At 75.7% G+C, this 20,390-nt stretch carries 19 protein-coding genes; 16 read left to right on the forward strand and 3 right to left on the reverse strand.

Features of this window, described 5'->3' with window-relative positions; genetic code table 11:
- The first annotated feature begins 97 nt into the window (after positions 1-97).
- The 8 genes from ACZ3J7_RS11230 to ACZ3J7_RS11265 all read left to right on the forward strand — a co-directional run bounded on the left by ACZ3J7_RS11230 (position 98) and on the right by ACZ3J7_RS11265 (position 10,184).
- Positions 98-1,261, forward strand: a complete 1,164-nt coding sequence (locus ACZ3J7_RS11230) for an acyl-CoA dehydrogenase family protein (protein WP_465619183.1) — start codon at positions 98-100, stop codon at positions 1,259-1,261.
- A 76-nt stretch (positions 1,262-1,337) separates the two neighbouring features.
- Positions 1,338-2,090 carry a maleylpyruvate isomerase family mycothiol-dependent enzyme gene (locus tag ACZ3J7_RS11235; RefSeq protein WP_465619185.1) on the forward strand — a complete coding sequence of 251 codons (753 nt, stop codon included), beginning with the start codon at positions 1,338-1,340 and terminating at the stop codon, positions 2,088-2,090.
- 80 nt (positions 2,091-2,170) lie between these two features.
- A complete protein-coding gene (locus ACZ3J7_RS11240; protein WP_465619187.1) occupies positions 2,171-2,974 on the forward strand; it encodes an inositol monophosphatase family protein in 804 nt (267 codons plus the stop codon).
- 101 nt (positions 2,975-3,075) lie between these two features.
- The gene (locus ACZ3J7_RS11245; protein WP_465619189.1) at positions 3,076-4,689 is read left to right on the forward strand and encodes an AMP-binding protein; all 1,614 of its coding nucleotides are present in this window, start codon (positions 3,076-3,078) and stop codon (positions 4,687-4,689) included.
- Positions 4,690-4,738: 49 nt separating this feature from the next.
- Positions 4,739-5,389, forward strand: a complete 651-nt coding sequence (locus ACZ3J7_RS11250) for a TetR/AcrR family transcriptional regulator (protein ID WP_465619191.1) — start codon at positions 4,739-4,741, stop codon at positions 5,387-5,389.
- A gap of 97 nt (positions 5,390-5,486) precedes the next feature.
- The gene (locus ACZ3J7_RS11255) at positions 5,487-8,015 is read left to right on the forward strand and encodes a SpoIIE family protein phosphatase (protein WP_465619193.1); all 2,529 of its coding nucleotides are present in this window, start codon (positions 5,487-5,489) and stop codon (positions 8,013-8,015) included.
- A 107-nt stretch (positions 8,016-8,122) separates the two neighbouring features.
- Positions 8,123-8,686 carry a hypothetical protein gene (locus tag ACZ3J7_RS11260; protein WP_465619195.1) on the forward strand — a complete coding sequence of 188 codons (564 nt, stop codon included), beginning with the start codon at positions 8,123-8,125 and terminating at the stop codon, positions 8,684-8,686.
- Positions 8,687-8,777: 91 nt separating this feature from the next.
- Complete coding sequence (locus tag ACZ3J7_RS11265; protein WP_465619197.1) at positions 8,778-10,184, forward strand: MFS transporter; 1,407 nt, start codon at positions 8,778-8,780, stop codon at positions 10,182-10,184.
- A gap of 175 nt (positions 10,185-10,359) precedes the next feature.
- On the opposite strand, the gene ACZ3J7_RS11270 is transcribed toward ACZ3J7_RS11265, so the two are convergent.
- On the reverse strand, positions 10,360-12,018 hold the full coding sequence (locus ACZ3J7_RS11270; RefSeq protein ID WP_465619199.1) for an FAD-dependent oxidoreductase: 1,659 nt from the start codon (positions 12,016-12,018) through the stop codon (positions 10,360-10,362).
- Positions 12,019-12,266: 248 nt separating this feature from the next.
- Between ACZ3J7_RS11270 and ACZ3J7_RS11275 the strand changes: the two genes are divergently transcribed.
- The 8 genes from ACZ3J7_RS11275 to ACZ3J7_RS11310 are packed head-to-tail and all read left to right on the forward strand — an operon-like array spanning position 12,267 to position 17,941.
- Positions 12,267-13,403, forward strand: coding sequence for a SchA/CurD-like domain-containing protein (locus ACZ3J7_RS11275; protein ID WP_465619201.1), 1,137 nt, complete (start codon positions 12,267-12,269; stop codon positions 13,401-13,403).
- Between the two features lie 53 nt (positions 13,404-13,456).
- Positions 13,457-13,885: a cupin domain-containing protein gene (locus tag ACZ3J7_RS11280; RefSeq protein ID WP_465619202.1), complete on the forward strand. Its 429-nt coding sequence runs from the start codon at positions 13,457-13,459 to the stop codon at positions 13,883-13,885.
- The gene (locus ACZ3J7_RS11285; RefSeq protein WP_465619204.1) at positions 13,882-15,147 is read left to right on the forward strand and encodes a beta-ketoacyl-[acyl-carrier-protein] synthase family protein; all 1,266 of its coding nucleotides are present in this window, start codon (positions 13,882-13,884) and stop codon (positions 15,145-15,147) included. Before ACZ3J7_RS11280 ends, ACZ3J7_RS11285 begins: the two co-directional genes overlap by 4 nt.
- Complete coding sequence (locus ACZ3J7_RS11290; RefSeq protein WP_465619206.1) at positions 15,144-16,370, forward strand: beta-ketoacyl synthase N-terminal-like domain-containing protein; 1,227 nt, start codon at positions 15,144-15,146, stop codon at positions 16,368-16,370. The genes ACZ3J7_RS11285 and ACZ3J7_RS11290 overlap by 4 nt, the downstream gene beginning before the upstream one ends.
- A gap of 11 nt (positions 16,371-16,381) precedes the next feature.
- Positions 16,382-16,636 carry an acyl carrier protein gene (locus ACZ3J7_RS11295; RefSeq protein WP_465619208.1) on the forward strand — a complete coding sequence of 85 codons (255 nt, stop codon included), beginning with the start codon at positions 16,382-16,384 and terminating at the stop codon, positions 16,634-16,636.
- A gap of 1 nt (position 16,637) precedes the next feature.
- On the forward strand, positions 16,638-17,096 hold the full coding sequence (locus tag ACZ3J7_RS11300) for an SRPBCC family protein (protein WP_465619209.1): 459 nt from the start codon (positions 16,638-16,640) through the stop codon (positions 17,094-17,096).
- A 5-nt stretch (positions 17,097-17,101) separates the two neighbouring features.
- Entirely contained in the window at positions 17,102-17,422 is a 321-nt protein-coding gene (locus ACZ3J7_RS11305) for a TcmI family type II polyketide cyclase (protein WP_465619386.1), read from the forward strand.
- A 39-nt stretch (positions 17,423-17,461) separates the two neighbouring features.
- The gene (locus tag ACZ3J7_RS11310; protein ID WP_465619211.1) at positions 17,462-17,941 is read left to right on the forward strand and encodes a hypothetical protein; all 480 of its coding nucleotides are present in this window, start codon (positions 17,462-17,464) and stop codon (positions 17,939-17,941) included.
- Between the two features lie 65 nt (positions 17,942-18,006).
- On the opposite strand, the gene ACZ3J7_RS11315 is transcribed toward ACZ3J7_RS11310, so the two are convergent.
- Both ACZ3J7_RS11315 and ACZ3J7_RS11320 read right to left on the reverse strand, forming a co-directional pair.
- Positions 18,007-19,065, reverse strand: a complete 1,059-nt coding sequence (locus ACZ3J7_RS11315; RefSeq protein WP_465619213.1) for a methyltransferase — start codon at positions 19,063-19,065, stop codon at positions 18,007-18,009.
- A 43-nt stretch (positions 19,066-19,108) separates the two neighbouring features.
- The gene (locus tag ACZ3J7_RS11320) at positions 19,109-20,221 is read right to left on the reverse strand and encodes a right-handed parallel beta-helix repeat-containing protein (RefSeq protein WP_465619215.1); all 1,113 of its coding nucleotides are present in this window, start codon (positions 20,219-20,221) and stop codon (positions 19,109-19,111) included.
- Positions 20,222-20,390 lie beyond the last annotated feature (169 nt).

Below are 20,390 nucleotides of genomic sequence, written 5' to 3' on the forward strand. Positions count from 1 at the left end.
CCGCCAGCCCGACCGCTGACCCGCGAGCCCGACCCGTCGCCCGTGCCGCCGTCCGCCCCGACCGCCGACCCGCCCCCTCTCCCCGGAAGGACCCGCCATGTCCGCAGCGCTGATCGACACCCAGGAGCAGTACGACCTGCGCGCCGCCGTCGCCGCGCTCGCCGCCCGCTACGGCCGCGACTACTTCCAGCGCAAGGCCCGCGCCGGGGAGCCCGTGCGCGAACTCTGGGCCGAGGCCGCCAAGGCGGGCTACCTCGGCGTCAACCTCCCCGCCGAGTACGGCGGCGGGGACGCGGGCATCGGCGAACTCGCGATCGTCCTCGAAGAGTTGGGCGCCGCCGGTTGCCCGTTGCTGATGCTGATCGTCTCCCCGGCGATCTGCGGCACCGTCATCGCCCGCTACGGCACCGAGGCGCAGAAGCGCCGCTGGCTGCCCGGACTCGCCGACGGCACCGCCGTGATGGCGTTCGGCATCACCGAACCCGAGGCCGGCTCCAACTCCCACCGGATCACCACCACCGCCCGCCGCGACGGCGACGACTGGCTGCTCACCGGCCGCAAGGTGTTCGTCTCCGGCATCGACCAGGCCGACGCCGTCCTCTTCGTCGCCCGCACCGAGGACGCCCGCACGGGCCGGCTCAGGCCCGCCCTGTTCGTCGTCCCGCGCGAGAGCCCCGGCTTCGAGTACCGGCCCATCGCGATGGAACTCACCGCCCCCGAGCGGCAGTTCCAGGTGTTCCTGGACGACGTCCGGCTTCCCGCCGACGCCCTGGTCGGCGACCGGGACTCCGGGCTGGCACAGCTCTTCGCCGGGCTCAACCCGGAACGGATCATGACCGCGGCCTTCACCCTCGGCATCGCCCGCCACGCCCTCGCCACCGCCGCCTCCTACGCCCGCACCCGCACCGTCTGGGACCGCCCGATCGGCGCCCACCAGGGCATCGCCCACCCGCTCGCGCAGTGCGCCGTCGAGGTCGAGCTCGCCCGGCTGATGACCCGCAAGGCCGCCCACCTGTACGACACGGGCCGGGACGCCGCCGCCGGCGAGGCCGCGAACATGGCCAAGTACGCGGCGGGCGAGGCCTCCTGCCGCGCGGTCGACCAGGCCGTCCAGACCCTCGGCGGCAACGGCCTCACCCAGGAGTACGGCCTCGCCGCGCTCCTCACCGCCACCCGGGTCGGCCGGGTCGCGCCGGTCAGCCGGGAGATGGTCCTCAACTACGTCGCCCAGCACACCCTCGGCCTGCCCCGCTCCTACTGACCGCGCGCGCCCGGTGGAAAGCCCGCCGTGAATAACCGCTTCCACCCGTCGGAGACTTGGTGGTAGACAGTCAACCGTGTCCAACGATCTTGACTTCCCGGCCCGGTTGAGCCTCATCGACGACCGCTCCGCCGCCTTCCGCGAGGCGCTCGCCGCCGCCCCCGCCCTCGACGTCCAGGTCCCCACCTGCCCCGAGTGGACGCTGTACGACCTGGCCCAGCACCTCGGCCACGGGCAGCGCTTCTGGGCCTCGATCGTCACCGCGGGCGCCGGCGAGACGCCCCCGCCCCGCCCCACCGAGCCGGCCCCGACCGACCGGGACGAGCTGATCGCCTGGTTCGCCGACTCCACCGACCGGCTCCTCGACGCCCTCCGCGAGACCGGCCCCGACGCCCCCTGCTGGACGTGGTGGCCCCTCGCCCAGTCCCCGCAGAACACCGCCGCGGCCGCCCGCCGCCGCCTCAACGAGACGGCCGTCCACACCTACGACGCCCGGCTCACCGCCGGCCTCCCCGCCGAGCTGCCGCGCGAGGTGGCCCTCGACGCCGTCGAGGAGTTCCTCCTCACCTGCTGCTCCACCACCGTCCCCTGGCCGCACACCCCGGTCACCCTCGCCTTCCGGGCCACCGACGGCCCCACCTGGTACCTCGCCCTCTCCGCCGCCGGCGCCCACGCGACCCGCACCCCCGCCACCCCCGACGCCACCATCCGCGGCACCGCCGCCGAGCTCATCCGCATGCTCTACAACCGCATCCCCGTCGACGGCCTCCCGATCGAGGGCGACACCGTCCCCTTCCACCAGCTCAGGGACTGGGAGCCGGAGGAGTAGGTCCCGGGAGCCCCCGCCAGGACCCCGCCGTTCCCCGGACCCCCGCTCACCCGCCCCCTCCGCCCGCCGAAAGGACCCCCGTGCACGACGCCGACCTCGCCCGCCGCGCCGCCGAAGCCGGAGCCGCGGTGGTGCGGGCCACCGACTGGGCGGGGGCCGCGCGGGAGGAGAAGGGCGGGGGCGACTTCGCGACCGCCGCCGACCTGGCGGCCGAGCGGGCCGTCCTCGACCTGCTCCGGGCGGCCCGGCCCGGCGACGCGTTCACGGGGGAGGAGAGCGGCCGCAGCGGCGACCGCTCCGCCGCCCGGCAGTGGCTGGTCGACCCGCTCTGCGGAACGCTCAACTTCGCGGTGGGGACGCACCTGGTGGGCGTCAACGTCGCCCTGCGCGAGCACGGCCGGACGGTCGCCGCCGCCACCGCCGACCCGTACACCGGCGAAACGTACTGGACCGACGGCGCCGCCGCGCACCTGCGCCGGGACGGCCGGGACACCCCGCTGGTGCCGTCGGCCGGCTCCCGGCTGGTCGACCTCAACCTGGACCCGCCGTACCCGAACGCCCCCGGGCTGCGGGTCGCGCGGCTGCTCACCGACGCCGGCTTCGAGCGGGAGTTCCGCCCGCGCGTGGTGTCGACCACCCTCGCGGTGGCCTGGGTCGCGGCCGGCCGCCGCGCCGCCTACCTGACGGACGGGCACCTCGCGGACAGCGTGCACTTCGCCGCCGGCATCGCCCTGTGCGAGGCGGCCGGCTGCACCGTCACCGACCTGCGCGGCGAGCCGGTGCACAGCGGCGCCGGCGGCCTGCTCGCCGCCGCCGACGCCGCCACCCACGCCCGGCTGCTCGACCTGCTGGCCCGCCAGGAGGGCACCCGCGTACGCCGGTAAGCCCGTCACGCGCCCTGGTGGCGCCGCGCCCGGCCCCGGCACGCTGGCACCGCGCGACCGCACCCCGCCGGCCGCGACCGCCGAGCCGCCCGGAGGCCCGCATGGTGTTCCACAGCGACTACCCGCCCGTCCCCCCGCTCGACCTGCCGATCCACGACGCGGTCCTCGGCGACTGCGCGACGGGCGAGCACGCCGACCGCCCGGCCCTGGTGGACGGGCTGACCGGGCGCTCCGTCAGCTACCGGGAGCTGGACGCGGGCAGCCGCCGCCTCGCCGCCGGCCTGGCCGCGGCCGGGGTCGCGAAGGGCGACGTGGTGGCGCTGCTCAGCCCGAACTCGCTCGCCTACCCGCTGGCGTTCTACGGCGCGACCCGCACCGGCGCCACCGTCACGCCCGTCAACTCGCTCGCCACCCCCGCCGAGCTGGCCGGCCAGCTGCGCGACTCCGGCGCCCGCTGGATCATCACCGCCGCCGCGTTCCTGCCGGTGGTCCGCCGGGCCACCGCCGAGCACCCGGTCGCCGGCGTGTTCCTCTGCGACGAGGACGAGGAGGACGCCGGGGCCCACCGCACCCTCGCCGAGCTGGCCGCCACCGACGCCCCCGAACCCGCGCCCCGCCTCGACCCGGCCACCGACCTGGCCGTGCTGCCGTACTCCAGCGGGACGACCGGCCTGCCCAAGGGCGTGATGCTCACCCACCGCTCGCTGTCCACCAACCTCGCCCAGGTCGACGCCCTGCTCGGCCCGGCCCCGGCCGAGCGGGTGCTGGCGGTGCTGCCGTTCTTCCACATCTACGGCCTCAGCGCGCTGCTCAACCGCCCGCTGCGGGCCCGCTCCACCGTGGTCGTGCTGCCCCGCTTCGACCTGGAGCAGTTCCTGACCGCGATCCAGCGCCACCGGATCGAGGCGCTGTACGTGGCCCCGCCGATCGTCCTCGCGCTGGCCAAGCACCCGCTGGTGGACCGCTTCGACCTGTCGTCGATCCGCTACGTGCTGTCCGCCGCCGCCCCGCTGGACGCCGCCCTGGCCGCCGCCTGCGCCCGCCGCCTGGGCCTGCCGCACCTGCTGCAGGGCTACGGCATGACCGAGCTCTCCCCGGTCACCCACGTCGTCCCGCCCGGCGACCCGCACCCGCCGGTCGGCACCGCGGGCCGCCTCGTCCCCGGCACCGAGCTGCGGATCCGCGCGCTGGACGCCCCGCCCCGCGACCTCGGCCCCGGCGAGGACGGCGAGCTGCTGTTCCGCGGCCCGCAGGTGATGAGCGGCTACTTCGGCAAGGAGTCCGCGACCGCCGCGACCGTCGACCGGGACGGCTGGCTGCACACCGGCGACGTCGGCCACGTCGACGCCGACGGCTGGCTGTTCGTCGTCGACCGGGTCAAGGAGCTGATCAAGTACAAGGGCTACCAGGTCGCCCCGGCCGAGCTGGAGGCCCTGCTGCTCACCCACCCCCGGATCGCCGACGCCGCCGTCATCGGCGTCACCGACGCCCACGGCGCCGAGCACCCCAAGGCGTACGTGGTGCCCGCGTTCGGCTGCGAGCTGGCCGAGCAGGAGGTGGTCGAGTACGTGGCCCGCCGGGTCGCCCCGTACAAGAAGGTCCGCGAGGTGGAGTTCCTGGACGTGGTGCCGAAGTCCCCCAGCGGCAAGATCCTCCGCCGGGAGCTGCGGGAGCGCGCCGCCCGGACCGCCGTCGCCGCCCGTACCGCCCCATAGGATTCGGGACACCGCCATCCGAACGGAACGCGCCCACCAGGAGCCGCCGATGACGACCAGCCCGCCCGCCGCCCGGACACCGCAGCAGGACCGCAGCCGCGCCACCCGGCGGCGGCTGCTGGAGGCGGCGGTCGAGTGCCTGGCCGAGGTCGGCTGGAACGGCTCCACGGTGCTGGTGGTCGCCGAGCGGGCCGGTGTCACCCGGGGCGCGGCCCAGCACCACTTCCGCACCCGCGAGGACCTGTTCGCCGCCGCCGTCGAGCACGTGGCCGCCGAGCGGGTGGCCGCCGTGCTGGCCCAGGTCGAGCAGCTGCCGCCGTCCGGCCCGGCCCGCACCGAGGCCGTGGTGGAGATGATCGTCCGGCTCTACACCGGCCCGCTGTTCCGGGCCGCGCTGCACCTGTGGGTGGCCGCCGCCACCGAGGAGCCGCTGCGCGGCCGGATCGCCGCGCTGGAGAACCACGTCGGCCGGGAGGCGCACCGGGCCGCCGTCGAGTGCCTGGGCGCGGACGAGTCGGCCACCGGCGTCCGGGAGACCGTCCAGGCCACCCTCGACCTGGCCCGCGGCCTGGGCCTGGCCAACCTGCTCACCGACGACGGACCGCGCCGGGCCGGCGTCGTCCGCCAGTGGTCCCGGCTGCTGGACGCCGCGCTGGCGGGCGGGGAGGACCCGGCCGGACGGTCGCGGACCGGCAGTTGAGGTGCACAGTCTTGCCCGAACCGGTCCGAATCGAGCAGACTCGCCTTCTTCGGCCCGACCGCCCGCACGACCACCAGTCGCCAGCGTGCGACGGGCCGTGCAGTCTGGTGGAAGCCGGAACGACCGGTGGAACCGGGGAAGGTACCGGGCAGGTGGCCAACTGAGCACGCACGGGTTCGAACAGACGCCCAGCCGCGACGCGGCGGGTGCCGCTTCCGCGCGCCTGGCCGGGCACCGCCTGGTCCCGCTGGCCACCGCGCTGGTCCAGCAGGACGGCCGGATCCTGCACTGGAGCGAGGAGGCCGAGGCGCTCACCGGCTGGCCCGCCGCGCAGGCGATCGGCGCCCACCCGATCCGGCTGCTGCTGCCCGAGCAGGACCGCGCCGCCGCCGACGAGTGGTTCGCCCGGCTGGTGGCCGGCCACGGCTGGTCCGGCACCCACCCCGTCCGCCGCCGCGACGGCTCCACCGTCGAGCTGGAGTTCCACACCTACCCGATCGCCGGCCCCGACGGCCGCACCCTGCTGCTGGCCACCGCCTCCGACACCCACGCGCTGCACGAGGTCGAGTCCGACCTGGCGATCCTGGACGGCTTCTTCGACCAGTCCCCGATCGGCCTCGCCGTCTACGACACCGAGCTGCGCTTCGTCCGGCTGAACGAGGCACTGGCCCGGATCAACGGCCTCAGCGTCGAGGAGCACCTGGGCCGGCGGATCTCCGGCCTGCTGCCCGGCATCAACGCCGCCGAGATCGAGAACGTGATGCGCCAGGTGCTCGCCACCGGCAAACCGGTGGTCGACGCCCGCTCGCACGGCCGCGTCCCCGGCGACCCGCGCCGCGACCGGGCCTGGTCGGCGTCGTACTTCCGGCTGGAGGACTCCACCGGCAGGGTGCTCGGCGTCTCCTCCTCGATCATCGACGTCACCGAGCGCTTCCAGGCCGAGGCCCGGGCCTCCCGCGCCCAGGAGCGGCTCACCCTGCTCGCCGCCGCCGGCGCCCGGATCGGCACCACCCTCGACCTCAAGCGCACCGCCGAGGAGATGGTCGAGGCGATCATCCCGAAGTTCGCCGACTTCGCCACCGTCGACCTGCTGGAGCCGGTGCTGCGCGGCGAGGAACCCGCCCCGATCCAGCCCGGCCGGCCGATCCAGGTCCGCGCCGTCGCGGTCGGCGAGGCGTACGGCTCCGGCCTGACCACCGTCTCCGACACGGTCGGCGAGACCACCGAGTACGGCCCGCACCGGGTCTACACCCAGTGCCTGCGCAGCGGCCGCCCGCTGCTCAAGCCGCACGTCGACGAGGAGGTGCTGCGCGGCCTCGTCCCCGACCCCGACCGGGTCGCCTCCGGCGTCGCCGCGGGCATCCACTCGTACCTGCTGGTGCCGCTGATCGCCCGCGGCATGGTGCTCGGCGGCGCCGAGTTCGTCCGCACCCGCAACCCCGAGCCGTTCGGCGCCGCCGACGTCTCGCTCGCCGAGGAGCTGGTCGCCCGCACCGCCCTCGCCATCGACAACGCCCGGCTCTACCGGCGCGAGCGCGAGACCGCCCTCACCCTGCAGCGCAGCCTGCTGCCGCAGGAGATCCACCGCACCCTGGGCCTGGAGATCGCCCACCGCTACCTGCCCTCCAGCGTGGTCAGCGAGGTCGGCGGCGACTGGTTCGACGTCGTCCCGCTCTCCTGCGGACGGGTCGCCCTGGTGGTCGGCGACGTGATGGGCCACGGCATCCGGGCCGCCGCCACGATGGGCCAGCTGCGCACCGTCGCCCGCACCCTGGCCACCCTCGACCTGCCGCCCGAGCAGGTCCTCGGACGGCTCGACGAGACCGCCTCGGCGATCGGCGAGGGCCAGTTCGCGACCTGCGTGTGCGCCGTCTACGACCCCGTCGACCGCAGCGTGGTGGTCTGCTCGGCCGGCCACCTGCCGCCCGTCCGGGTCGACCCCGACGGCACCGCGCACGTCGTCGACCTGCCCTCCGGCGTCCCGCTCGGCGTCGGCGGCGGCGGCACCTTCGAGTCGATCGAGTTCACCCTGCCGCCCGGCGCCACCTTCGCCCTCTACACCGACGGCCTGGTCGAACGCCGCGGCCGCGACCTCGACGAGGGCATCGACCTGCTCGCCCGCACCCTCGCCGTCCCCGGCCGCACCCTGGAGGAGAGCTGCGACGCCGCGCTCTCCACCCTGGTCACCGACGGCACCGAGGACGACATCGCCATGATCATGGCGCGGGTGCTGCCCGTCCCCGCCGACCGGATCGCCACCCTGCTGCTGCCCAGCGAGGGCCCGCTGCCCGCCCGCGCCCGCCGCTTCACCCGCGCCACCCTGGACGCCTGGGGCCTGTCCGCGCTCACCGACTACGCCGAACTCGTGGTCAGCGAGCTCGTCACCAACGCCCTGCTGCACGCCGACGCCCCGCGCCGCCTGCGGATCTTCCGCGACCGCACCCTCACCCTGGAGGTCTCCGACGCCGGCGGCCAGCCGCCCCGGCTGCGCAGCTCCGCCGAAGAGGACGAGGGCGGCCGCGGCATCCACCTGGTCAGCGAACTCGCGCACCGCTGGGGCAGCCGCCCCACCCGGCACGGCAAGGTGGTCTGGGCGGAGATCGAACTCCCGTACCGGCCGGGCTGACGGCGGGGCCGCCGGGGCCCGACACCCGCCCGGGCGCGACGGCTCGCCCGGGCGGCCGAACTGACGGACAGTCGGAGCACGCCCCGTCGTCGACCGAAAGGCCTCCCGTGCCCGTCCGTCTCCTCGCCGCCGGCCTGCTCGCCCTCACCGCCGCCGCGGCGGCCCTCCTCCCCGCCCCGGACCCGTCCCCCGCCCCGGCGGACCCGCCCGCCGAGAGCCCGTCGCCGACCGCCCCGCTTTCCCCCGACCCTTCCCCCTCGTCGTCGTCGCCGTCCTCGTCGTCGTCGCCGTCCGCGTCGCCGTCGTCGTCCGCCGAGCCGGTGCGCACCGCCGTCGCGATCACCGGGGCCGTGATCGACCCGAGGATGCCGGGACGGGTCCGGGTCGTCCTCGCCTACACCTGCGCGCCGACCGACCAGCCCCGCTCGCTGAACACCTCGGTCGAGCAGCCCGACCCCGAGGACCCCGCCACCATCGCCTTCGGCTCCACCCGCACCGCCCCCTCGCAGGTGCTCTGCGACGGCACCGCGCAGCGCCAGAGCGTCACCGTCCAGTCCAAGACCAGCAACTGGCTGTCCGGGCCCGACTCCGTGGTCATCGCGACCCTCACCGACCTCGGCGCCACCCCGCCCGCCGCCGCCGACGCCCGCCGGGTCCCGCTCGCCCCCTGACCCCGCGTCAGCCGACCGGCCCCGGCGCGCCGCCCGCCTCCCGCCGCCGACGCCTCCGAGACTGGACGCCGGACGGAAGGGAACCCCCGCGATGGCCACCCAGCCCACCACGACGACCGACGCCCCGACCCCCGAGGCGCACCGCTGGCGGGCCCTCGCGGTGTGCCTGGTCGCCGGGTTCATGACCCTGCTCGACGTGTCGATCGTCAACGTCGCCCTGCCGTCCGTGCGCGACGGCCTGCACATGTCCGAAGCCGGACTGCAGTGGGTGCTCTCCGGCTACTCGCTGGCCTTCGGGCTCGTCCTGGTCCCGGCCGGGCGGCTCGGCGACGCGATCGGCCGCCGCCCCGTCTTCCTCACCGGGCTCGCCCTGTTCACCGCCACCAGCGCGCTGGCCGGCGCCGCCCGGGGGGAGGCCTGGCTGGTCGTCGCCCGACTGCTCCAGGGCATGGCCGGCGGACTCCTCGTCCCCCAGGTCTCCGGCTTCATCCAGCAGCTCTTCCGCGGCGGCGAACGGGCCCGCGCGTTCGGCCTGCTCGGCACCACCATCGGCTTCTCCACCGCCGTCGGCCCGCTGCTCGGCGGCCTGCTGATCGCCGCGTTCGGCACCGCGGAGGGCTGGCGCTGGGTGTTCTACGTCAACCTCCCGATCGGCGTCGCCGCCCTCCCGTTCGCCCACCGGCTGCTCCCCGCCCCCACCCCCGCGACCTGCGCCCGCCGCGACTTCGACCCGGTCGGCGTGCTGCTGCTCGGCACCGGCACCGTCCTGCTGCTGCTCCCGCTCGTCCAGGCGCAGTGGCACGACGCCCGCAAGTGGCTGCTGCTGGCCTGCGCCGCGCTCGTCCTCGGCGCCTTCGTGTGGTGGGAGCGCCGGTACGCCCGGCAGCGCGAACCGCTGGTCCACCCCGGGCTGTTCGCCACCCGCTCCTTCACCTGCGGCGCGCTGGTCTCGCTGCTCTACTTCGCCGGGTTCACCGCGGTCTTCTTCGTCTTCACCCTCTACCTGCAGTCCGGCCGCCACTACACCGCCCTGCAGGCCGGCCTCGCCATCACCCCCTTCGCCCTCGCCTCCGCGGTCGCCTCCACCGTCGGCGGACGCCTCGTCACCCGCCACGGCCGCCGGCTGATCGCCGTCGGCCTCACCACCGTCGCCGTCGGCCTCGCCCTCGCCGCCCTCGCCGTCCACCTCTTCGACGGCCCCGAAGTCGGCTGGGCCACCGCCCTCCCGCTCCTGCTGGCCGGCCTCGGCAGCGGCCTGGTCGTCTCCCCGAACCAGGCCCTCACCCTCAACGACGTCCCCGTCGCCCGGGCCGGCTCCGCCGGCGGCGTCCTCCAGACCGCCCAGCGCATCGGCTCCGCCGCCGGCATCGCCACCGTCGGAGCGACCTTCTTCTCCCACCTCCACACCCCCGCGGACTACCCCGCCGCCTTCCAGCTCAGCCTCGCCGTCGTCCTCGCCTTCGTCCTCCTCGCCCTCGCCGCGGCCACCCGCCACTGAGCAACCCCCCGGCAGCCGAACCGGGCCCGTCAGGGGCCCGGGGAACGGCGGGCTCGTGCCACGGCGCGCCGGGCCCCACCGCAGGGTCCGGGCCGCTGCGTGCCGCGGGGGAGCAGGAACCGGAAACGGCGGAACGCTCCCGGCCCTGACCCCCCAACCCCTGAACGCGCTCGTGCTACAGCCCGGCCACGCCGCGGACGGCCGCCCGCAGGGCCGCCACCGGGTCGCCGACCGGGCTGCTCGCGCGCCAGCCGACGAACCCGTCCGGCCGGACGAGCGCCGCGCCGCCCTCGCGCAGCCCGTAGACCCCGGGCCAGCCGGCCGGACCGGCCGGTCCGCGGCCGGCGGGGATCTCCGGCACGGGCTCGGGGAGGTAGTCGCCGCCCTCGCCGAGCAGCAGGCAGCGGATCGGGACGCCGCTCTCCCCGGTCACCGTCCGGGCCGCCTCCGGCCAGCGTCCGCCGCCCGCCGCGGGCGCGAGCAGCACCGGCTCGCGCTCGAACAGGTCCAGGGTGGAGATCCGCTCGCCGTCCGGGCCGCGCAGCCACAGGTGCGGGGCCCGGGTGCCGACCTCGCCGGTCGCGGCGAACCGCTCCGGGACGACCCCGGCGGTGGCGTCCGCGCCGACCAGCGCGCCCTCGGGGTAGCGGTAGCCGAGCGCCACCGCGAGGACGTTGGTGCGCGGCCCGCCGACCGGCGCCGCGTCGAAGCCGGGGTGCTGGTGCTCCACCGAGCGGGCCGCCGCCCGGGCCGCGGTCTGCACGGCGACCGGCCGCCGCTCCGCCTGGTACGAGTCCAGCAGGCGCGGTCCGCCCCAGCCGCCGAGGACGGCGGCCAGCTTCCAGGCCAGGTTGTGCGCGTCCTGGATGCCGGTGTTGGAGCCGAACGCCCCGGTGGGCGGCATCTCGTGGGCGGAGTCGCCGCACAGGAAGACCCGTCCGGCCGAGTACCGGTCGGCGACCCGTTCGGCGGCGTGCCAGGGGGCCCGGCCGGTGATCTCCACGTCCAGGTCGGGGACGCCGGCCGCGGCCCGGATGTGGGCCGCGCACCTGGCGTCGGTGAAGTCCTCGACGGCCTCGCCGCGCTCCGGGTGCCAGGGCAGGTGGAAGACCCACTCCTCGCGGTTGTCGACGGGCAGCAGCGCGCCCGCGCCGTCCGGGTCGGTCAGGTAGCAGGCGATGAACAGCCGGTCGCCGACCACCTCGGCCAGCCGCTTGGCCCGGAAGGTGACGGACACGTTGTGGAACAGGTCGCCGCGCCCGGACTGCCCGATGCCCAGCCGCTCCCGGACGGGGCTGCGCGGCCCGTCCGCCGCGACCAGGTAGTCGGCCCGCACCTCGTCCTCCTCGCCGGTGGCCCGGTCCCGCAGCCGCGCCGTCACCCCGTCGGCGTCCTGCACGAAGGAGACCAGCTCGGTGTTGAAACGGACGTCGCCGCGCCCGGCGGCGTGACGCAGCAGCACCGGTTCGAGGTCGTTCTGGCTGCACAGGCACCACCCGGACGGGCTGAACCTGGCCAGCCCGCCGCCCGGGTCGATCTCCCGGAACAGCCACTCCTGCTCGCCGCCGGAGAGCGTCTCGGCCTGCAGGATGCCGTGGTTGCCGGCCAGCACCGACGCGGCGGCCCGGACGTCCTGCTCCACCCCGGCGACCCGGAACAGCTCCATGGTGCGGAGGTTGTTGCCGCGCCCGCGCGGGTGCCGGGAGGTCTCGGCGTGCCGCTCCACCAACAGGTGCGGGACGCCGAGCCGGCCGAGGAAAAGCGAGGCCGACAGCCCCACCAGCGAACCGCCCGCGATCAGGACCGGGACCCGGTCCGCCATCTGTGTGTTCATCAGCTCTGCTCCATCCGTGCGGGGCGCGGGACGCGCCAGACCCGACATCCATCCCCCGTCCCGGACGGGCACGCAGGGTACTTCGCCCGGATGGCCGCGAACTCTCGCGCCGCCCCCGCCCCGCGCTGACGATCGAGGGCGAACCGGGCCCCACCCGCCGACCGCTCCGGCCGACGACGGCCCGCACCCCGCGGCGGCGAAGGACCCTTCGCCGGCGAACCGTGAACCGACGACAGGAACCCACCACCATGACCCTGCTCTCCGCCCCCGAGGAGACCACCACCGGCGCGGACCGGCCCACCCCGGGCCGGCTCCGCGTCATCCTGATGCTGGAGGTCTACGAAGGCGCCCAGGACCGCTTCCTGGACGCCTACGAGCAGCTGCGCTACCAGGTCTCGGCCGTCCCCGGCCACGTCAGCGACCAGCTCTGCCAGTCCATCGACGACCCGTCCCGCTGGCTGATCACCAGCGAGTGGGAGAGCGCCGAACCGTTCCTGGCCTGGGTCGACAGCCCCGCCCACCGCGAGATGGTCAAGCCGATGCACGGCTGCGTCCGCGACAACCGCTCGCAGCGCTACACCGTGCTGCGCGAGACCCACGGCACCACCGCCACCGACACCGACGCCCCGCCGCTGCGCCCCGGCGAGCACCACCCCGGCGTCCCCGGCACCCCCCGGCCCGGCCCGGACGGGGTGGTGCGGCACGCGCTCAGCTTCACCGTGAAGCCCGGCAGCGAGGCCAGGGCCGCCGAACTGCTGGCCGGCTACCGCTCCCCGCAGGCCCGGGTCGACGACACCACCCGGCTGCTGCGCACCTCGCTGTTCATGCACGGCAACCGGATCGTGCGCTGCGTCGAGGTGGCCGGCGACCTGGTCGCCGCGCTGCGGCACGTCGCCCGGCAGCCCGAGGTGCGGGCCGTCGAGGAGGCGATCAACCCGTACCTGGAGGAGGACCGCGACCTGGACGACCCGCTCTCCGCCCGCGACTTCTTCCAGCGCGCCGCCCTGCCCGCCGTCCGCCACCACGCCTCGCTCAAGACCGGCCCGGTGCAGCGGCACGCCTACCTGTACCCCGTCCGCCCCGGCGCCGGCGCGGCCCTCGCCGAGCTGCTGGCCGAGGAGGACGAGCACGCCGCCGCCGACCCCGGCGGCCCGCTGGTGCGCGCCACCGTCTACCGGCACGACGACCTGGTGGTCCGGCTGGTCGACCTGCTCGGCGACCCCGCCGACGACCCCGCCACCGCCCTCGGCCTGGCCGGACCGCGCGCCGCCGCCGTCCTCGGCAAGCTCTCCGAGCCCGCCGAGCGCACCTTCGAGGGCCTGCGCCGGCTGCTCGCCGCCTGCGCCACCACCCCCGTCACCGACCGCACCTCGGCCGAGGACTGACCCCCCGTACACCCCGCACTCCCCGCACGCCCCGCCACGAGAGGAAGACCACCGTGACCACCGAGATGCCACGCATCATCCACGTCGACGACGCGCCCCCCAACCGCAAGCGCGGCGGCGACCTGCGGGCCATGCTCACCCCGCCGGCGGTCGGCGCGACCAGCGGATTCATGGGCGTGGCGATCGTCGAACCGGGAGACCGGATCGGCGAGCACTACCACCCGTACTCCGAGGAGTTCGTGTTCGTGGTCTCCGGCGAGCTGGAGGTCGACCTGGACGGCGTCACCCAGGCGCTGCGGCCCGACCAGGGACTGATGATCCCGATCGGGATGCGGCACCGCTTCCGCAACGTCGGCTCCACCGAGGCCCGGATGGTCTTCCACCTCGGACCGCTCGCCCCGCGCCCCGAACTCGGCCACGTCGACACCGAGGAGACCACCGCGGAAGCGGGCCCGCCGGAACCCGCGGGGGCCGCCTCGTGACCCGCCGGGTCGCGGTGACCGGGATCGGCGTGGTCGCCCCCGGCGGCATCGGCGTCCCCCGGTTCTGGTCACTGCTCACCGAGGGCCGCACCGCCACCCGCGGCATCACCCTGTTCGACCCGGAGGGCTTCCGCTCCCGGATCGCCGCCGAGTGCGACTTCGACCCCGCCGCGCACGGACTCACCCCCGAACAGACCGCCCGCAACGACCGGTACGTGCAGTTCGCGCTGGTCGCCGCGGGCGAGGCGGTCGCCGACGCCGGGATCGACCCCGACCGCGAGGACCCCTGGCGGATCGGCGTCTCGCTCGGCACCGCCGTCGGCGGCACCACCCGGCTGGAACGCGACTACGTGCTGGTCAGCGGCCGGGGCGAGCACTGGGACGTCGACCACGCCCCCGCCGCCCCGCACCTGGAACGGGCGTTCTCCCCGTCCACCCTGGCCTCCGCCGTCGCCGAGCAGATCGGCGCCCGCGGCCCCGTGCAGACCGTCTCCACCGGCTGCACCTCCGGCCTGGACGCCGTCGGCTACGCCGCCCTCACCATCGAGGAGGGCCGCGCCGACGTGATCGTCGCCGGGGCCTGCGACTCGCCGATCTCCCCGATCACCGTCGCCTGCTTCGACGCCATCAAGGCCACCTCGGCCCGCAACGACGACGCCGAGCACGCCTCCCGGCCCTTCGACGCCGGCCGCGACGGCTTCGTCCTCGGCGAGGGCGGCGCCGTCCTGGTGCTGGAGGAGTGGGAGCACGCCCGGCGGCGCGGCGCCCGGATCTACGCCGAACTCGGCGGCTTCGCCACCTTCGGCAACGCCTACCACATGACCGGCCTCACCCAGGACGGCCTGGAGATGTCCCGGGCCATCGACCGGGCCCTGGCCCACGCCGGACTCCCCGGCGACGCCGTCGACTACGTCAACGCGCACGGCTCCGGCACCAAGCAGAACGACCGGCACGAGACCGCCGCCGTCAAACGCTCCCTCGGCGGGCACGCCCGGCGCACCCCGATGAGCTCCATCAAGTCGATGGTCGGGCACTCGCTCGGCGCGATCGGCGCCATCGAACTCGTCGCCTGCACCCTCGCCCTGCACCACGGCGTCGTCCCGCCCACCGCCAACTACACCGAGCCCGACCCCGAGTGCGACCTCGACTACGTCCCCCGCACCGCCCGCGAACTGCCGCTGCGCCACGTGCTGTCGGTCGGCAGCGGGTTCGGCGGCTTCCAGTCCGCGGTCGTGCTGAGCAAGGTGGAGGCCGCCGCATGAACGAACGCCGCGCGGTGATCACCGGCATCGGCGTGGTCGCGCCCAACGGCATCGGCGCCGACGACTACTGGAAGGCCCTGTGCGAGGGCCGCTCGGCGCTCGCCCCGATCGACCGGGAGGGCTGCGAACACCTGCCGCTCAAGGTCGCCGGACTGGTCCGCGGCTTCGACGCCGAGGACTACGTCGAGCCGCGCTACCTCGTCCAGACCGACCGCTTCACGCACTTCGCGATGGCCGCCGCCGAACTCGCCATGGCCGACGCCGACCTGGCCGACCACCCCGACGACCCGTTCGGCGTCGCCGTGGTCACCGCGGCCGGCTCCGGCGGCGGCGAGTTCGGCCAGCGCGAACTGCAGCACCTGTGGTCCGAGGGACCGCACCACGTCGGCCCCTACCAGTCGATCGCCTGGTTCTACGCCGCCTCCACCGGCCAGATCTCCATCCGCGGCGGCTTCAAGGGCCCCTGCGGCGTGGTCGCCTCCGACGAGGCCGGCGGCCTCGACGCCCTCGCGCACGCCGCCCGGGCCGTCGCCCGCGGCACCGACGCGGTGCTGGCCGGCGCCGCCGAGGCCCCCGTCGCCCCGTACTCGATGGTCTGCCAGCTCGGCTACCCCGGACTGTCCACCGGCGACGACCCCGAACGCGCCTACCGCCCGTTCGGCAGCGACGCGGTCGGGTTCGTCCCCGCCGAGGGCGGCGCCATGTTCGTCGTCGAGGACGAACGCACCGCCCGCCGGCGCGGCGCCCGCCCGCGGGCCGAGGTCGCCGGCCACACCGCGACCTTCACCGGCGCCGCCCGCTGGACCGACAGCCGCGAAGGACTCGCGCACGCGATCCGCGGCGCCCTCGCCGAGGCGCGCTGCGCCCCCGACGAGGTCGACGTGGTCTTCGCCGACGCCCTCGGCGTCCCCGAGGCCGACCGGGCCGAGGCCCTCGCCCTCGCCGACGCCCTCGGCGAGCACGCCGGACGCGTCCCCGTCACCGCCCCCAAGGCCGGCCTCGGCCGCGCCCACTGCGGCGCCCCCGCCCTGGACACCGCCGCCGCCGTGCTCGCCCTCGAACACGGCCTCGTCCCGCCCACCCCGCACACCGCCGACTGCGACCACGGCATCGACCTGGTCACCGGCTACCCGCGGGCCGTCGAACTGCGCACCGCCCTGGTGCTCAGCCGCGGCCTGATGGGCTCCAACTCCGCCCTGCTGCTGCGTCGCCCCAACCCCTGAAGGAGCACGACATGGCCTCCGAGATCACCTACGAGGAACTCGCCACCCTGATCAAGACCCGGGCCGGCGTCGCGGTGACCGTCGACGAACTCGCCGACCCCGGCTGCATGTTCCTCGACCTCGGCGTCGACTCGCTCGGCGTGCTCGGCGTCCTCGCCGACGTGGAGAACCGCTACGGCGTCTCCCTCGACTCCTCCGACCTGCTCGGCCGCCCCGTCGCCGAGTTCCTGCAGACCGTCAACTCCTCCGTGAAGGCTGGTGCCTGAGATGCCCGGACACACCGACAACACCGTCGTCATCGACGCCCCCCTCGACCTGGTCTGGGACGTCACCAACGACCTGGAGAACTGGCCGCAGCTGTTCAGCGAGTACGCCTCCGTCGAGATCCTCGACCGGCAGGACCAACTGGTCCGCTTCCGGCTCACCATGCACCCCGACGAGAACGGCCAGGTCTGGAGCTGGGTCTCCGAGCGCGAGGCCGACCGCGACAAGCTCACCGTCCGGGCCCGCCGGGTCGAACCCGGACCGTTCGAGTTCATGGAGATCCGCTGGGAGTACGAGGAGCACCCGCAGGGCACCAGCATGCGCTGGGTCCAGGACTTCGCGATGAAGCCCACCGCCCCCGTCGACGACCAGGGCATGACCGACCGGATCAACCAGAACTCCAAGGTCCAGATGGAGCTGATCCGCGCCAAGGTCGAGCACCAGGCCGGAGCGGGCCGGTGAACGACGTGCACCGCACCCTGATCGTCGCCCGGATGAAACCCGGCACCGCCGACCACATCGCCGGCGTCTTCGCCGACTCCGACCGGGGCGACCTGCCCGGCCTGATCGGCGTCAGCAGCCGCAGCCTGTTCCAGTTCGGCGACGTCTACCTGCACCTCATCGAGTCCGAGCGCCCCGCCGGACCCGAGGTCGCCAGGTACGCCGCCCACCCCGAGTTCCGCGACGTCAGCGAACGCCTCGCCGTCTACGTCGACGCCTACGACCCGGCGACCTGGCGCGGCCCCGCCGACGCCATGGCCCACGAGTTCTACCGCTGGGACCGCTGAACCCCGTACGCACGCACGCAGCAAGGAAGGGGAGCCGCCGTGGCCGAGCGGGCCGAACCGGCCGACCGGACGCGCACCCCGCACGTGTGCTCCGACCGCGGGCACCAGGGGCGGCTCACCATCCCCGAGCGGCTCGACCGACTGCTCGACCCGGGCACCGCCGAGAGCACCGGACCGGTGCCCGCCCCGCACGACCCGCTCGGCTCCGCCGACAGCCGGCCCTCCGCCGACAGCCGGCCCGCCGCCGAACGCCTGGAACGGGCCCGCGCCGACACCTGGCCGTCCGGAGCCGTGCCGAATGCCACCGGGACGGTCGAGGGCCGGCCGTGCGTCGTCGCCGTGCCGGACTTCCGCTTCCCCGGCGGCAGCCTCGGCCGCGCCGTCGGCGCCCGGACGCGGAGGGGCGTGCCGTCGCCGAGGCGGACGGCCGGGACCGCCCGGGCGACGGCCGAACTCGACGAGGCCGGCGTCCGCACCACCACCGGCCACCTGCGCCGCACCCCCGCCGCCCCGGGCTGACGGCACCGCGCGCACGTGGAAGGGGAGGCCCGTCCCGGACGGGCCTCCCCTTCCACGTGCGCGCCTTACTGCACGGTGCAGGAGAAGGCGTGCAGGTACGGGTTGACCGGGGCGACGGCGTCCAGGCGCAGCCCCGACTCGGCGATCAGCCCGGTCAGGCTGCCCTGGGTGTGCTTGGCGCCGCCGACGTTCAGCAGCAGGAGCAGGTCCATCGCGGTGGTGAACCGCATCGAGGGGGAGTCGTCCACCAGGTTCTCCACGATCACCACCCGGGCCCCCGGCGCGGCCGCCGCGCGCAGGTTGCGCAGCGTCCGGCGGGTCGAGTCGTCGTCCCACTCCAGGATGTTCTTCACCAGGTACAGGTCGGCCCGCACCGGCACCTCGACCCGGCAGTCACCGGGCACCAGCCGGGCCCGGTCGGCCAGCGACCCGCCCGGCAGCAGCCGGGCGTCCGCGTGCTCCACCACCTTCGGCAGGTCCAGCAGGGTGCCGTGCAGGCCGGGGTGGCGCTCCATCAGCTCCGCGAGCACCTGGCCCTGGCCGCCGCCGATGTCGGCCACCGAGGAGACGCCCGTCAGGTCCAGGAAGCCGGCCAGGTCCTGCGCGGACTGCCGGCTGGACTGGGTCATCGCCCGGTTGAACAGCGCGGCGGACTCCGGCGCATCGTCGTGCAGGTACTGGAAGAACTCCTTGCCGAAGGCGTCGCCGAACACGCTGCGCCCGGTGCGCACCGCGTCGTCCAGCCGGGACCAGGACTGCCAGGTCCACGGCTCGGTGCACCACAGCGCGATGTCGCGCAGGCTGCCCGGCTCGTCGGCGCGCAGCAGGCGGGACAGCGGGGTGTGCCGGTAGCGGCCGTCGGCGTCCTCGGCGAACACCTCGTAGCAGACCAGCGCGCGCAGCAGCCGCCGCAGCGGGCCGGGCTCGACGCCCAGCCGCCCGGCCAGCTCCTCGGGGCTCGCGGGCTCCTCCCGCAGCGCGTCGGGCAGCCGCAGGCTGGCGGCGGCCCGGACGGCGCCCGCGCAGGCGGCGCCGAACACCAGCTCGCGCAGCAGCATCGCGGGCGGGACGGCCGGTTCGGTCGGGACGGCCGGGGGAGCGGTAGTGGTCGGGGCGGAGGTCATGGGTGTGCCTTTCGTCGGGTCCTCGGGGGGAGGAGTGGGTGCCTCAGCAGTGGCCGGCCGGCTCGGAGACCCGGCAGGCGTTGTCGGTGAACGCGTTCCCGGTGCCGTGCGGGTCCCGGTCGGCGAGGTCGGCGGGCAGGTCGCCGTCCAGCGCGTTGCCGGTGACGGCGGCGCGGGCGTTCGGCGCGCCGACCGCGCTCGGGTACAGCACGATGCCGCCCGACATCGGCGACGCCCCGCTGTGGTCGGTGACCCGGTTGCCGGAGACCGTGACGTCCTCGGTGCCGGTCAGCAGGATCCCGGTGCCCTGGACGGAGTCGAGCCGCGGGATCGGCGGGCAGTACCGGTTGTTGGCCCGCACCACGTTGTCCCGGACGGTCAGCGCCCCGGCCCGCGGCACCCCGTCGTCGCCGACCACGAACACGCCGCCGCAGTTCCCGGACACCAGGTTGGCCTCCGCCGTCAGCCCGCGGACCCGGCGCAGTTGCAGGCCGATCCGGTTGCCGGTCAGCCGGTTCTCGGACACCTCGGTGCCCAGGGTCTCCAGCGCGCCGCCCTTGCGGTCGTACCAGTTGGCGACGAAGATCCCCGCCTGGCCGTTGTCCCGGGCCTCGTTGTCGGTCAAGGTGGTGCGTGTCGACATCTCGACACTGATGCCCTGCAGGCCGTTGTCCCGCACCGACACCCCGCGCACCGCCAGCCGGTCGGTGACGGCCGCGCCGATGCCGTTGCGCGGGAAGCCCGCCACCGTCAACGACTCCACCACCACCCCCGACAGGGTGCGCACCGGCGCGCCCCCCTCGTCCGCACTGCCGGTCACGCAGACGCCGTTGCCGGCCTGCGAGCAGGCGCCGCGGTCGGCCGGGTCGGGCACCAGGACGGTGCCGGCGCCCTGGCCGCGCAGGGTCACGCCGTCGGTGGCGAGCGTCACGCTGCCCGGGTAGCGGCCCGCGGCCAGCTCCACCACGTCGCCCGGGACGGCCGCGTCCAGCGCGGCCTGCACGGAGCCACCGGGCGCGACCCGGTACACGGTCGGCCCGGTCGGGGCGGTCGCGGCCGGGGCGGCGGCCAGCGCGGCGGGCACCGAGGCGGCGCAGGACAGCAGGACGGCGGCGACCCGGACGAGCGGGCGCGCCGGAGTGCGGAGAGGAGTCATCGAAGTGCAGCCGGCTTCCATGAGACGCGGACGCGGACGGCGAGCGGGCCCGTCCACCGCCTCGAAGCTATGGTCGCGCCCCGGCCCCGGCCAGCCGGGTTCGCGCGCACGGGTTGCCCGCACCCGCCGACCGGGTGGTACCGGGCCGGAAGGAGAGGCGGGTACCACC

The organism is Kitasatospora sp. NPDC015121 (genome assembly GCF_055562955.1).